Here is a 13,593-nt window from a genome sequence, read left to right as displayed (position 1 = left end):
GGACGGATCTAAGGAGATCGCTTCACGTCGTCGGCAAACTGTTCAAACTGAAGACCACTGATAACGTACCAACGCGGTATCTAGGTAGGTCTCTATTTTCTTTCGTTCGTACTATGTTCTTGCGTCAGCAATTGTCTTAGGACAAAGTGCGGCGGAATTAATTTGGGCGGAAGCGTGCCGCATACGGGTTACAAGTCGGACGAGCACTTCATGCGCATGGCGATCGAGGTCGCCACCGAGCGCGGCAGCGATCCGGATCTCTCACCAATCGGATGTGTGATTGTGCTCGATGGGCGAATTGTTGCGACCGAGCGCAATCACGTTGCTGAGAAGCATGACTCCACCGCTCATGCTGAGATCGAAGCCATTCGTGCCGCCGGGCGTTCGTTCAATGACGGCGAACTGAGGGGCGCAGTCCTCTACACCACACTACAGCCATGCGGCATGTGTACGATGGCTTCGATCTGGAGCAAGGTCGGCAGGATCGTCTACGGCGCAGGTCGCGACGACGTGCATCCGATGTATTTCGAGGCGCGTCACGTTAACACGCTCGATTTCGTCGCTGACGCTTTCCGAGAAGATATCGAGATCGTTGGGGGCGTCCTTCGGTCCGAATGCGCCGAATTGTACTATCGCCCTTGGGACGACGTCCCTGAGGCGAAGCAAGGAAACAAGTAGGCGCGAGAGCCTCGCGGATGCCGCGGCCTCGGTGCCTCACATGCCTGATCGGTTTTCTCATGGATGTCCGTCGCAAACTCGAAATCCTCGCCGACGCCGCGAAATACGATGCCTCCTGCGCGTCGAGCGGCACGGAAAAACGCGACTCGCGTGACGGCAAGGGCATAGGCTCTACCGAAGGGATGGGCATCTGCCATTCCTACGCGCCGGACGGCCGTTGCATCTCGTTGCTCAAAATCCTTCTGACGAACGCGTGCAATTTCGATTGCCTCTATTGCGTCAATCGTGCCTCCAGCAATGTCCCGCGCGCCCGGTTCACCGTGGACGAAGTCGTAAAGCTCACGCTGGACTTCTACCGCCGCAACTATATCGAAGGCCTGTTTCTGTCGTCCGGAATCATCAAAAGCCCGGATTACACGATGGAGCAGGTGGTCGCCGTCGCACGCAAGCTGCGTGAGGAGCATCACTTTCGAGGATACATCCACCTCAAGACCATTCCGGAAGCCGGCGACGCATTGATCACGGAAGCGGGGAAGTATGCCGACCGACTTTCGATCAATATCGAGGTTCCGGAAGAAGGCAGCCTGAAGAACCTGGCTCCGGAGAAGGATGTCCGCGCGATCCGGCGCACGATGGGACGTCTGCGCCTGAAGCTCGATGAGGCCAAGGAAGGGGCGAAGCCGACGCCGCGCGGCCGCACCGCACCGCGCTTTGCGCCGGGCGGACAGAGCACGCAGATGATCGTTGGCGCAGACAGCGCCAATGACGCGACCATCATCAAGACATCGGCCAATCTCTACGGCTCCTACAACCTCAAGCGGGTCTATTACTCCGCCTTCAGTCCGATCCCGGATGCCAGCCGGGCCTTGCCGCTCCGTGCGCCGCCCCTGATGCGCGAGCATCGCCTGTACCAGGCGGACTGGCTGATGCGGTTTTATGGTTTCGACGCCGACGAGATCGTGGAAGGTGAGGGTGGAATGCTGCCTCTCGACATGGATCCGAAGCTTGCATGGGCACTGCGTAACCGCGAGCGCTTCCCGCTGGACGTCAACCGGGCCAGTCGGGAAGAACTGCTTCGCGTTCCGGGCTTCGGCGCGCGGACCGTCCAGCGGATCATCGAGACGCGGCGCATCAGTTCGATCCGAACCGGCGATCTCGCGCGGCTCCACGTGCCGTACAGGAAAGCGTTGCCCTTCATCGTCCTGCCGGACCATCGCCCGGTCATCACCCAACTTGACAGCGCGCGGTTGATCGAGCGGTTCAAGCCAAAGGCAGAGCAACTGGGGTTCGGTTTTTAAATTCGCTCGGTGCGGACGTTTCCCACCTAAGATGTTACGGGAGCTGATGGCTGAACTAGCCAAGCTGGGCGGCTCCGGCCGACCCGCGATCCGGCGATCCCGCAGGTCAACAATAGAGAGCGGCGAGCACGGATCTTTCTTGTGCCCAAAAAGCGGTACTGCGAAGGGCGTCATTTTCATCACTATCGAGGACGAATGCGGCGTCGCCAGCCTAGTCGTCTGCTCGTCGCATTACGAGCGGCATGCCCCCGTCATTCTCGGCTCCTCGATGATCAGGGCCCCAGGACACGTGCGGCCAGAGGGGATGTCGTCCACCTCGTAGCATACAACTGACCGACATGTCGGCGGATCTGATCGGCGACCGCGACGAAAGCTTTCCGTTACCGCGCGGCCGCGGCGACGAATGCGCATCGCGGCGGATCACCGTACGCCCGCGGTGTGTTACTGAACGGACTGCGTACGCGAGACATCTACACCCCTCATCCCCACATCGACAGTTCGTAGATCGCTTCACGCACTTTCCTTTAATCATAACCTGTCGTTGGGAATGCTCATTCTGCTGAGGAACCATGAGGTTGTAGGCGCGTTCCGTTCAAGCTGCCGCAGAAGTAAATTTCTTCATAGCACCATTATGTTCATAGCATCCCGCCGGACAGCCCGCGCGCGGCGTGGACGGTATTGGCCGCCTGAAAGCCACGGGGATCGCAATATGACACGAACGGCAAACGAACCGCTCCGAATGGCTGTGCAGCGGTTGCGGCGATCTGTCATTCGCGAAGGCAAGCCATTCCCGCTAGGTGCGACATGGGACGGAGTGGGCGTCAATTTCGCATTGTTTTCCGCACACGCCACGCGGGTCGAGCTTTGCCTATTCGACGAAAAGGGCGACCGAGAACTGGAACGCGTCGATCTCCCGGAATATACCGACGAAGTTTGGCACGGCTACTTGCCAAACGCTCGGCCAGGCACTGTCTACGGATACCGCGTCCATGGCCCATTCGAGCCTGATGTCGGGCACCGGTTTAATCCCAACAAGCTGCTACTGGATCCCTATGCCGACCATTGAGCATTTACTCCGAGGAAGGGCTCGGCACGACCGTCCGAATGGTTTTTCCGTGCGAGAATTCAAAACCGGAGCCGGTTGGGTCGCGGCCGCCCCGTTCGACGCCGGACGGCAGATACTTTGTCGTGAAAGGCCGGCTCTGGCGTCTGGCGGATCCCTCATTGCCAGAGGCAAAAAAGTCTGCGCTCGTATCGGAGCTCATGCGGGCGCGCCGGGCAGTGAGGACCGCCAAACAGGCAGGCGACGAACAGGCGGAAGCTGCGGCGCATCGCGACGTGGACGCCGCCAAGCAGGCGCTGGGCGAACGCGGAGCGGTCTGGTGGGGGAACGGCGATCCGGACCTCAACAGGCACATGGTGAAGAACACGTCCTACGCGTCATGGTTTGCCGGCCTCAAGGCAAATCGGGGTAAGCGATCCGCGTGAAAATCGTGACCTTCGACTTCAACTAACGGCTCCGCAACCTGCTGGCGTGGCTGAAGTCGTCGAAGCCCGATGGGGGACCCTCGGCACGGCAGATCCGAGTGCCTGCGCACGGACGTTTATCAGGCTTGCACGAGATGATTGACGGCGTGCGGATCGACGCCGCTCCTCCTCTACCGTTCAAAAGTTCGGCTCGGAACGATTGCATTGAAGGCGAGTTCGTTTTTCTCTCGAGGGATAGCAGATGCCGACGAACGACAAGTATTCCGCACCGCTATCCGTGACTCGAAGAGAGGTCGTGGGCGCAGCAGGCATAAGCTTGTCAGCCGCCGCGTTCGCCAGACCAGCATTCGCGCAAGGACAGATTCCGATGGCTCCGAAAACTCTGCAAGACCCCGCACGCAATATCCGCAGCCGCCCTACAAGAAACAGTCGCAGAAGTGGCCGGGTCTCGCCAGCGATATGGATCCTGTGCCCGACCATGGCGAGAAGACCTATAAGGGGTCCGGACGTCTCAATGGCCGGAAGGCTTTGATCACCGGTGGCGACTCTGGGATGGGCCGCGCGGCGGCAATCGCCTACGCGCGGGAAGGAGCCGACGTCGCCATCAATTATCTGCCAGACGAAGAGCAGGACGCAAAGCAGGTGATCGAGCTGATCAAGGCCGAAGGCCGGGTCGCTGTAGCTATTCCGGGTGATCTGCGCTCAGAAGCATTCTGCCAGGAAATGGTGGCCAAGGCTGTCAAAGACCTTGGAGGCCTGGACATCCTGGTCAACAACGCCGGCCGGCAGCAGACCCAGGCGTCGATCATGGACATCACGTCGGAAGCGTTCGACGCGACAATGAAAACCAACATCTATGCGCCGTTCTGGACGATCAAGGCGGCGCTTCCGCATCTGAAGCCGGGCTCCGTGATCATCGGTACGTCGTCCGAGCAGGCCATGGACCCGTCGGCCGAGCTCTACGATTACGCTCAGACCAAAGCGGCGACCACGAATTATGTGAAGTCGCTGGCCAAGCAGTTGGCGCCCAAGGGTATCCGCGTGAACGCCGTCGCCCCCGGTCCGATCTGGACGCCACTGCAGGTATCGGGTGGCGCGACCATGGAAAAACTGGAGAAATTCGGCGGCATGACGCCGCTTGGTCGCGCGGGCCAACCAGCCGAGCTTGGCTCGATCTACGTGCAGCTCGCCGCCGCGGACGCCAGTTACGCCACCGGTCAGGTCTATGGCTCGGCTGGAGGTTCGGGGCAGCCATAGCGCCGAACCGAGGAATGAAACCCTTAAGCGTGAAGTGTCTTTTATGCCGTGATGATCACGACGGTCGCAGTCAGCATAAGACCCATCGTAACCACCAGACCAAAGAGGACGAGCTTGCCCATCAGTGGGTGTTCGTCCTCGGCCACTTCTCGAGATCAGGCTTCGCAGGATCGGCCGATCCCGGATCGGTCGTGTTTTGCGGGTTCTTCTCCCAAAAGGATGGTCGCTCTGGGCGAGGCTACCTTTGTCCCGCTCGGTGCGGGGATCGGGCTTGACCTTTTCGCTTGCTCGGTTGTCTTTGACGTTTTTCGCGGCTGAGTCTCCAGGCTGCAGATTTTGCCAACCTGCCTGAGTTCGTACGTTCCGTTGGCAACGGAACTAATCTCACACGCACCTCTTTCATCTCCATGGCGCACCACACCGACCAAGTCGCAAGTCTTTCATTCGTTGTGGAGAACGCTGTCCAGATCGCTCGGGAAAACCTGGAGAGCTCCGGGGATGTAGACGATGCGGCACACTGCAGCCGCTTCCTCGCGAAATTCGTTGAAGCGATGATCCGGCAGGGCGTGCGAAGCCGCCTGCATGCTTTCGAACCGAGCAATCGATCAGTGTCGATGGGCGCGCGTGGGACGACCTATGGACCGCGTGTCCTGATGTCGATGGTGACGGGCAGCGGACGTAAGGCGAAACGACACCGGGCGAAGATCGGGTGGCTTTTGGATAAGTGGCTTGCAAAATGTGAGGCTCGGACATGTTCGGATTACTCACCGACCGAATTGGACCGGAGCCCCCGCCGGACAAGGACGAGCCTGAAGGCCTGGTGATTGGCATCGTGACGCTCGGATTGCTGGCCATTAGCCTGCCAGCGCTGTTCCATATCATCGGCACGTGAGCATATCGTCACGATGCGGATCGGACTTATCGGTGACACCTGCATCGCTACGGACGGGCGCATCGTTGCCAAGATAGTGTGGCTTGAAGCGGGCGCTGAAGCGGGATGGGCTTTGAGCTGCGAAGATAAGGCGGATGCCGCGCAAGCACCCGCCCTTATTTTTTGATATCAATCTATTTGGCCGATTTCTTCGTTTTGGCCTTCCTTGATTTCTTGGCGGCGGATTTCTTGACCGAGGCCTTCTTCGTCTTCTTTGCTTTCGCCGCGTTCATGTTGTCCACAAGGCTGGGATATTTGCGACCGGCCTTCTTGGCTGCTTTTTTTGCTTTGGCTTTCTTGGCAGGCGTCAGCTTCTTGGACTTCTTGCCTGCCTTCTTCTTGGGGTTAGCTTTGTCCCACGGTGCCTTCTTCGATGTCTTTGCCTTTTTCGCCACTGAAAATCCTCCTTGAAAGAATGGCAACGAGAGTAGCGAAGCGCGGTTCCTGCTGATTGCCTTTCACATGCGCGCCTTTGAATTTCTTGCCGGGAAGATTGCCTCGTCTATTCGATTTGCGTTGGGAAAGAACCAGACCTGTAGGAACAAGCTGCAAGACGCTCTGTTGGGCCCCCAATCACTCAAACGATCGGAGATCGTTATGTTCTTACGCGTTCGATGACGGCTCAGCCCTCTATGAGACCTTCCGCGCTAAGAAGTATCGATGCATCAAGGTCGTCCCGACAGCGTAGGTAAAAAATGGCGATAGAACTGCGGCTGAAGAGCCGGCCTGTGAGATGAGTGGCATGCAATCCAAACCGCCGAAGTCGTCTACAGCGAAAACACGGAGTCGTTCATTCAGCCCGTCGCCTCCGCCGATATCGTCCGATGCTCCGTTGGGTCAGGCAGCGCTCTATCTGCTCGAGGTCTGGCGTTCCGCATGCCGCGCCGGATTGATCTTCATTTGCGATGACGAGCGCCGCGCGGAGCAATTGGGCGCTGCCGTTCATGCCTTTGAGCCCAGTTCCCGGGTCATGGTGCTGCCAAGCCTTGGACCGACGGCAATGGATGATATCGAACCGTCGCCGGAGATCGCAGGGCGGCGCAGTTCGGTGCTGCGCCGTCTCGCGGAGGCGGAAGGCGCACTTGTCATCACTACGGTCCATGCTCTCGCAAGACGGGTGCCGGCGCCGGAAACCATGTTGACATCGGCGCTGCACCTTTCGAATGGTGGGCCGTTCGCTGAAGACAAGGTGCGTAGCTTTCTGACCAGCAGCGGATATCTGCTTGATGATCGGATCGAAGCGCCCGGCACCGCCATCTTTCTCGGAAATGCGCTTGAAATTTTTCCGGCGGGCGCTCTGGGCCCGGTGCGTATCGGATACGAGGCAGATCGGGTCACGGATATCCACCTATACGATTTGATGGATCAGAGAGATCTCGAAGCAATCAACGCGGTCGTGATCGACGTGGTTGACGAAACAAGTCCATGTGGAGCTGAAAAATCCGGCGGCTTGGGGAAATCGCGGATCGCGACGACGTTTTTCGACTACTGCCCGTCTTCGATAGTTGTCGTTGATCATGGCGTGGAGTCGCTTGCGAAACGGTGGCTAGGCAGTGTCGACGCCGAGAAGGCGTCGACCGTCATGTCCTTCAACGAATGGAAACAGAGTCTCTCGCGTCGCAACGCCGTTGTCCTGCCCGAGACATCTTCCGGGTCAGAGCCGCGAACGTTCTTTAAAGAAGCCGCGCCAACGCGAGCCTTCCGGCTGTTTCTTCAGCAACAGCAGGATAGTGGTCGTCTGGTGATCTTCACGGCTGTGTCGAAGCGGGACCTGCGGTCAATGGAGCGACGGGCGGGGTTGGCCAGCACCCTATGCCCGGACTGGAAACAAGCCACCGCGCAGGCGAAGCCCAATCGTCCTGCAGCGATGTTTGCCGATCTCGATTGTGGTTTCGCCTGGACCGACGGCGTGGTCGTCGTGGCTGCGGCCGATCTCCTCGGTAGCCGTGCGACGCATCAGGACATCATGACGGTTGGTCTGCGACGAAGTATCTGTGATCAATCACTGTCGCCGGGCGATGTCGTTATCCACATGGACCGCGGCATGGCCATTCTGCGCGATCTGGTCCCTTTGTCGGCGGCCGGTGTTCCGGATGCGGAAATGATCCGGCTGCAATTCGCAGACGATGACCACGTTTTGCTGCCATTATCGGATCTCCGATTGATCTGGCGCTATTCGTCAGATTCCGATGGCGTTTCCCTCGACAAGGCTGACGGCTCGTCTTGGCTCGAACGTCGATCGCGAGCCGAAGACGACATTGCGGCGACAGCGGAGCACATCGCCGACCGCGTGAGCGAACGTCAGCAACGCCGGGTCGATCCTATCGTGCCAGAAGTCGCGGATTACGAGACGTTTGCTGCGGCCTTCGATTACATTCCCACAGCCGATCAGGCTGTGGCCATCACCGACGTCCTGACCGACCTTGCGTCCGATAGTCCGATGGACAGGCTGGTGTGCGGTGACGTCGGATACGGCAAGACAGAAGTCGCGCTGCGTGCGGCCGCAGCGGCGGTGTTCGCGGGAAAGCAGGTTGCGGTGGCTGTGCCAACGACGGTGCTGGCCCGACAGCATTTTGAGACCTTCCGTCGTCGCTTCGCGCCTTTCGGCATTGAGGTGGGGTTGCTGTCACGCTTCACGACGGCCGCCGAGGCCCGCGCCATCAAGGCGACGTTGGCGGATGGCTCGCTATCCGTCGTGATCGGAACCCATGCATTGGCCGCCAAGGGCGTCGAATTCAAGGACCTCGGCGTGTTAGTGATCGACGAGGAACAGCATTTCGGAAAAGTGCAAAAATCCAAACTCGAGGCTCTGGCTGAAGGTCTGAATGTCCTGACCATGACGGCCACTCCGATCCCCAGAACCTTGAGTGAAGTACGTGCAGGATTGCGTGCGCTCAGCATGATTGCAACGGCGCCGGTCAGACGTGTCCCGGTCATGACCGCCGTCGAGCCATTTCATGAAGCGACTGTCGCGGCCGCGTTGCGCCGCGAACATCGGCGCCGTGGACAATCCTTTGTCGTATGCCCACGGATCGAAGATATCTCGCCAATGGCGCGGCGTCTCAAGGACGCCGCGCCGGAACTGAAGACAATCGCGGTGCACGGCAAAATGCCGGCCGCCGATATTGATGCTGCGATGATGAGTTTCGCTGCAGGTGAAGCCGACATTCTTCTCGCGACCAACATCATCGAAAGCGGCTTGGATCTCCCGCGAGCCAACACGATCATCGTGTGGCGTCCGGACAGGTTCGGCCTAGCGCAATTGCACCAGTTGCGAGGCCGGGTGGGGCGCCGAAGCACAAGATCGTTTGCATTGTTTCTGACTGACGCCGAAAACGCCGTTTCGGGCGCGGCGGCCAAGCGGTTGGACACGCTGAAGAATCTGCGGGACCAAGGCGCCGGCTTCTTGGTCAGCGCAGGTGACATGGATATGCGCGGAGGCGGAGACCTGCTATCGGACAAGCAGAGCGGACACATTCAGCTTCTCGGGACCGAATTGTCTGGTCATCTGCTGGATCGGGCGATGAGCCAAGCCGATCTACCGCCGGTGTTTGACCGGCGTCCGGAGGTCAATCTCGACATACCGGCCTTGTTACCGATCCCCTATGTCAAGGATGCAGGCATTCGGCTGGAGCTATACGCCCGCATCTTCCGGGCGGAACGTGACAGCCAGTTGGAAGAGTTGGAAGACGAGATCGACGAGCGCTTTGGACAACTGCCGACCGAAGCGCGTAATCTTATGGGACTGGCGCGCTTCGAACTCGGATGCATGCGGCTCGGCATCGCGAGCGTCGATGCCGGACCAAAATCTTTGGCTGCCACATTTGACCAGCAACGGTGTGCCGATCTGCCGAAGGCCTTTGATCCCAAAACCATGCTCGAATGGAAAGACGACCGGTTGACGTATCGCCGATCGGCACCGCCGTCGCAGCGCCTGGCCGTTCTCGAAGCGTTTATTGCCACGATTGGACGCGTAATTGCGACGGATGACGACAGCACGCAGTCTTCGCGGCCGCGCAAGGCCCGCAACCCGCGAGCGGACGCATGACGCCGGACTTGATGCCGTGGAGAATGTCTTCGGCGCGAGATCGCGGAAGAGCTGCCCCAGCTCAAACTCGGTCGTCTAGTTCTTTGGCGGGAAGCGACAACGAAGAACAAGTATTCCGGTCGCAGAATGAGCGATGCCCTGTTTATCGCCAAGAAGACGTCAGGGCGCCTGGAGATCGGTGACAAGATGGAGCTGGACAAGGCAGTCTGGCGCAAGCCTCATCGTGTCCGGCTGACGCCCACGTCCCGCTACATTCGCGACAAACTGTTCACATGATGCAGTCGTCTCGGTCAGTCAAGTCTCGGAAGCAGTCTACGATAGGCCGCCTCGGGGTCATCTCCGACACCCATGGCCTGCTGAGACCGGAAGCAGAGCGAAGCTTGGCCGGGGTTGATCACATCATTCATGCCGGGGACATCGGTCATCGGGACATTGTCGCGACCCTCGCCCGGATTGCGCCCGTGACCGCCATCCGGGGCAACGTTGACACGGCAGCATGGGCTAAAGCCTATCCCGAGACCCAAAGAATCAGCTTCGCAAGTCGCTCCATCTTCGTGCTGCACGATCTCAAGGCGATGGCTTCGCTACCCGCGGGCTGTGACATCGTGATATCTGGCCATTCGCATATACCAAAGGTCGAAATCGTGAATGACGTCTTTTTTCTAAATCCCGGAAGCGCTGGCCGCCGTCGCTTTAAGCTGCCGATCACTCTTGCTCTTCTTGAGTTCGACGAAGACGACATCCATCCAACGCTCATCGATTTGACAAGCTGACGGAGCAGGTCGGGAACGTCGCGTCCCCGTCAGCGTTTTCGGCCCGGCCGCAGCATGGCGACGGGCGAGCAAGGGGAACATGGCGCTACAGCATCCTGTCACACCGGACGGACGATATTTCGGCGTTCGCGGACGACTCTGGCGGCTCGCTGACCCGAAGCTCTGAAGCACGAAAAGCCGTACTTGTGTCCGATCTCATGGATGCGCGTCGGGCTGTCAAAGCCGCGCGAGCGCAAGGCGATGCTGATGCGGAAAGCGGCGCTCATCGCGCGGTGTATGAGGCCAAGCGAGCGTTGAGAGAGCGAGTGCCCGTGTGGTGGCATGACGGCGCCCCGACCTGAATCGCCATATGACCAAGAATACTGCCTACGCGGACTGGTTTACGGAGCTTAGACGAGGCCGGAGACGTTGCGCATGAAGGTTGCGACGTTCAACATCAATAACGTCAAGAAGCGTCTCAAAATCTGCCCGCTTGGTCGAAATCGTCGAAGCCGGACATCGTTTGTCTACAGGAACTCAACCCCGGTCAGGCAGACTTTCCAGAAGCCGCCTTGCGTAAGGCCGAGTATTCGGCCGCCTGGGTCGGGCAGCGTACGTGGAACGGCGTGGCCAAACCGATCTCTAAGCTCGCTGCAATGTCGGCTCATGGCGGTGAGTTCAACCGATCGCTGCAACACATTCGGCAAACCTTTCAGCCGGCGTCTCATAAAGCAAGGTTTTCCGTGGTCGCTCATTGAGCTGCCTTGCAATGGCGCCGAGCTGGGCCTGGCTATGCAAGGAAAGGTCGGTGCCACGCGGAAGATATTGGCGCAGCAACCTGTTAGTGTTTTCGTTTGATCCGCGCTGCCAGGGAGAACGTGGGTCACAAAAATAGATATCGACTTCGGCGGCCAGCGCCAGCCGCTGATGATCGGCAAGCTCTTTACCCCGGTCCCAGGTCAGCGACCTGTAAAGTTCGCTGGGCAACCGCCGCGATTGCTTAATCAGCGCTGAGACGACGCTTTCGGTATCCTTGTTCGCGACCTTGATCAGCATCACGTAGCGCGAATGGCGTTCAACAAGCGTTGCGATATAGCTATTCTTCGATCCGCCGATCAGATCACCTTCCCAATGGCCGGGGACTGCGCGGTCTTCAACGGAAGGTGGCCGCTCTCTGATGGAGACAGCGTTCTTGATCTGGCCGAGCCCGTTCCGCTTCATGCTCGCATGCCGCGAGCGACGAACAGTACGCTTGGCTCTTAGGTGCTCAAGAAGCTCTTTTTTCAGGACGCCGCGCGCCTGGATGAAAAGGCTGCGATAGATCGTTTCGTGTGACACCTGCTTTTCGGGCTCCGCCGGGTGCATGCGCTTCAGCCGACCGGCGATCTGCTCCGGCGACCATTGTTTCTGCAACAGCTTCGATACTGTCCGTCTCAAGAACGGACGACAAGCCAGCTTACAGAGCTTGGGTCTTCGCGACCGATCCCAAGCCGCCTGATCAGACGGAGCCGCCCTGTACCGATTTGTCCCACCATTGCGATGGACCTCGCGGCTGATGGTCGAAGCAGATCGTCCCAAATGACGCGCGATCGACCGCAAAGAGCAGCCCGTGCTGAGCCAACGAGAGATTTCTTCCCGTTCAGACAGACTGAGCGCTCGCTTGGCACGACGCCGATCCGGTGGTTGGATGCCGCCAGTCGGCGATATGATCGAGAATACTGATGAGGAATCGCGATCAAACCGGCGTCCGATAGAACTCATCGGCTCGCCTGCTCGCCAACGATCCCAGATTTCGGATCGTTGTGCCGCCGAGTAATTGATGCGTTGCCGTCGTCCCATGTCTACACTCCATCTTTGCTAGAAGATTAGAGTGTTGCGCCGACCGATTGGGTCTACCGCGCAAAGCGGACGTTGCGATGGTCGTTCACTATTTCGTCGGTGACGTCATCGGTTGATAGCGAACGCGGCCCATTCGTAGCCATCAATCGCATCTCTTTTAATGCAACCCAAAGGTCGGCAATGAAATCTGATAAGGCCGCCTTACCCTTGGTGACCTAACACCAAGGTGTTAGCGATTTGCCTTTCGTGGTTATGGGCAACGAACCGAGTGTTGGCTATCCACGCTAAAGCGTAACTATGAATGGTTGCGCGAGCAGTTTTTCTGCAAGTCGATGCACCGAACTCGCCCCCGAACCTCGCGCACCGCAGTCCCGCAAAGGATGAAAATATGGCGGAAAATCGTTATGGACCGTTCTGGGACATGATCGAAGGGCGCGCGCCACTGCCTAGAAGCTCCGCTCTCTTGGGGTTCCGCCTGATCCGCGTTGTTCCGGAGGAGGGGATTCTTGAATCTGAATTTCGAGCAGCTTCCGAATTCATGAATGCGGGTGGATTTCTACAAGGCGGCATCATCACTGCCATGCTCGACGATGCCATGTCATTTGCAGGGACTGCGGCCCTCGGTGGTGGTTCGATGCTGCCGACCTTAGAAATGAAGACGAGTTTCGTCCGTGGCGTGACTGAAGGGCTGGTGATTGGCATCGGACGTGTCGTCCACCGAGGGCGCGACTTCGTGTTTCTCCAGGGTGAACTGAAGGGAGAAGGAAGGCTACTCGCCACAGCTTCAGCGACTGCGAGGATCCTTCAAATGTCGCCCCGCGATAAGGGCGCTTAAGTGAGCAGAAAGGCCAAGCCGTTTGTAAGTCCAGTTGGTAGGGCGAACGGATGCTCCAAAAAATCGCAAAATGGTGGGCGGAGACCGAAGATCAACGATTAGAGGTGCAACTTGCCGCAGCACTGTCCCTCATACTGGCGGCGGTCGTCACAGCCGGTTTGCGACTACTGTTCGCAACGGTTTGATCATCGACCGACGCTCACGCCTTCTTAGCGGAGGCGCCTGCCTCCGCTTATTTACGTGTCTCTGCCCTGTTCGCTGAACCGTATCGAAGCTGGCCAAGCAATGCCATGGAGTACTTTGGTTCGTATTTTCGAAGTGCTAACAATTTGTGCGAAGCCAGCCTTGCTGCCGGCTTTGGGGCCGCAATAGCGCGTTGCACGGTTGAGATGTCAGGCCAGCAGTTGGGGTTGATGGCCGCGAAGCTTGTGTTCTCGACCGATAATTTACCAGCAGTAACGTCACAG

General features: G+C 58.7%; 11 protein-coding genes and 4 pseudogenes. 12 read left to right on the top strand and 3 right to left on the bottom strand.

Annotation, left to right across the window (positions count from 1 at the left end; translation table 11 throughout):
• The first annotated feature begins 210 nt into the window (after positions 1-210).
• The 5 genes and pseudogenes from RPMA_RS26775 to RPMA_RS26755 all read left to right on the top strand — a co-directional run bounded on the left by RPMA_RS26775 (position 211) and on the right by RPMA_RS26755 (position 4,721).
• Entirely contained in the window at positions 211-678 is a 468-nt protein-coding gene (locus RPMA_RS26775; protein ID WP_211910727.1) for a nucleoside deaminase, read from the top strand.
• A 59-nt stretch (positions 679-737) separates the two neighbouring features.
• A complete protein-coding gene (locus RPMA_RS26770) occupies positions 738-1,976 on the top strand; it encodes a putative DNA modification/repair radical SAM protein (RefSeq protein WP_211910726.1) in 1,239 nt (412 codons plus the stop codon).
• A 709-nt stretch (positions 1,977-2,685) separates the two neighbouring features.
• Positions 2,686-3,033, top strand: a pseudogene (locus RPMA_RS26765) (glycogen debranching protein GlgX); the annotation flags it as partial.
• Positions 3,034-3,257: 224 nt separating this feature from the next.
• Complete coding sequence (locus tag RPMA_RS28640; protein ID WP_408056477.1) at positions 3,258-3,464, top strand: hypothetical protein; 207 nt, start codon at positions 3,258-3,260, stop codon at positions 3,462-3,464.
• A 345-nt stretch (positions 3,465-3,809) separates the two neighbouring features.
• The gene (locus RPMA_RS26755) at positions 3,810-4,721 is read left to right on the top strand and encodes an SDR family oxidoreductase (RefSeq protein ID WP_249225771.1); all 912 of its coding nucleotides are present in this window, start codon (positions 3,810-3,812) and stop codon (positions 4,719-4,721) included.
• Between the two features lie 440 nt (positions 4,722-5,161).
• Here RPMA_RS26755 and RPMA_RS26750 read toward each other — a convergent pair whose 3' ends face one another.
• Positions 5,162-5,305 (bottom strand): hypothetical protein, encoded by a 144-nt coding sequence (locus tag RPMA_RS26750; protein ID WP_211910724.1) that lies wholly within the window; start codon positions 5,303-5,305, stop codon positions 5,162-5,164.
• 167 nt (positions 5,306-5,472) lie between these two features.
• Here RPMA_RS26750 and RPMA_RS26745 point away from each other — a divergent pair, with 167 nt between their 5' ends.
• Complete coding sequence (locus tag RPMA_RS26745) at positions 5,473-5,613, top strand: hypothetical protein (RefSeq protein ID WP_211910723.1); 141 nt, start codon at positions 5,473-5,475, stop codon at positions 5,611-5,613.
• A gap of 173 nt (positions 5,614-5,786) precedes the next feature.
• Here the strand turns inward: RPMA_RS26745 and RPMA_RS26740 are convergent, their stop codons facing one another.
• The gene (locus RPMA_RS26740; RefSeq protein WP_211910722.1) at positions 5,787-6,047 is read right to left on the bottom strand and encodes a hypothetical protein; all 261 of its coding nucleotides are present in this window, start codon (positions 6,045-6,047) and stop codon (positions 5,787-5,789) included.
• A gap of 437 nt (positions 6,048-6,484) precedes the next feature.
• Between RPMA_RS26740 and RPMA_RS26735 the strand changes: the two genes are divergently transcribed.
• From RPMA_RS26735 to RPMA_RS28180, 5 genes and pseudogenes are all read left to right on the top strand, one after another.
• Positions 6,485-9,700: a DEAD/DEAH box helicase gene (locus RPMA_RS26735; RefSeq protein WP_211910721.1), complete on the top strand. Its 3,216-nt coding sequence runs from the start codon at positions 6,485-6,487 to the stop codon at positions 9,698-9,700.
• 21 nt (positions 9,701-9,721) lie between these two features.
• Positions 9,722-9,976: pseudogene (locus RPMA_RS26730) on the top strand (NUDIX hydrolase); the annotation flags it as partial.
• On the top strand, positions 9,976-10,473 hold the full coding sequence (locus RPMA_RS26725; protein WP_211913845.1) for a metallophosphoesterase family protein: 498 nt from the start codon (positions 9,976-9,978) through the stop codon (positions 10,471-10,473). The pseudogene RPMA_RS26730 and the gene RPMA_RS26725, both read left to right, overlap by 1 nt.
• A gap of 79 nt (positions 10,474-10,552) precedes the next feature.
• Positions 10,553-10,891, top strand: a pseudogene (locus RPMA_RS28635) (hypothetical protein).
• Positions 10,888-11,084: pseudogene (locus RPMA_RS28180) on the top strand (endonuclease/exonuclease/phosphatase family protein); the annotation flags it as partial. The pseudogenes RPMA_RS28635 and RPMA_RS28180, both read left to right, overlap by 4 nt.
• A 46-nt stretch (positions 11,085-11,130) precedes the next feature.
• On the opposite strand, the gene RPMA_RS26720 reads toward RPMA_RS28180, so the two are convergent.
• Positions 11,131-12,291 carry an IS30 family transposase gene (locus RPMA_RS26720; protein WP_211910720.1) on the bottom strand — a complete coding sequence of 387 codons (1,161 nt, stop codon included), beginning with the start codon at positions 12,289-12,291 and terminating at the stop codon, positions 11,131-11,133.
• Positions 12,292-12,679: 388 nt separating this feature from the next.
• Here RPMA_RS26720 and RPMA_RS26715 point away from each other — a divergent pair, with 388 nt between their 5' ends.
• The gene (locus RPMA_RS26715) at positions 12,680-13,126 is read left to right on the top strand and encodes a PaaI family thioesterase (protein WP_211910719.1); all 447 of its coding nucleotides are present in this window, start codon (positions 12,680-12,682) and stop codon (positions 13,124-13,126) included.
• Positions 13,127-13,593 lie beyond the last annotated feature (467 nt).

Origin of the sequence: Tardiphaga alba (assembly GCF_018279705.1) — a bacterium.
GTDB classification, from domain to species: Bacteria; Pseudomonadota; Alphaproteobacteria; order Rhizobiales; family Xanthobacteraceae; genus Tardiphaga; species Tardiphaga alba.
This window is presented reverse-complemented; position numbering and strand designations above follow the sequence as displayed.

Excerpts from the sequence above, each read along its gene's own strand:
- RPMA_RS26725 (WP_211913845.1), top strand. The coding sequence starts at position 9,976 with ATGCAGTCGTCTCGGTCAGTCAAGTCTCGGAAGCAGTCTACGATAGGC.
- RPMA_RS26775 (WP_211910727.1), top strand. The coding sequence starts at position 211 with ATGCGCATGGCGATCGAGGTCGCCACCGAGCGCGGCAGCGATCCGGAT.
- RPMA_RS26745 (WP_211910723.1), top strand. The coding sequence starts at position 5,473 with ATGTTCGGATTACTCACCGACCGAATTGGACCGGAGCCCCCGCCGGAC.
- RPMA_RS26750 (WP_211910724.1), bottom strand. The coding sequence starts at position 5,305 with ATGCAGGCGGCTTCGCACGCCCTGCCGGATCATCGCTTCAACGAATTT.
- RPMA_RS26720 (WP_211910720.1), bottom strand. The coding sequence starts at position 12,291 with ATGGGACGACGGCAACGCATCAATTACTCGGCGGCACAACGATCCGAA.
- RPMA_RS26715 (WP_211910719.1), top strand. The coding sequence starts at position 12,680 with ATGGCGGAAAATCGTTATGGACCGTTCTGGGACATGATCGAAGGGCGC.
- RPMA_RS26770 (WP_211910726.1), top strand. The coding sequence starts at position 738 with ATGGATGTCCGTCGCAAACTCGAAATCCTCGCCGACGCCGCGAAATAC.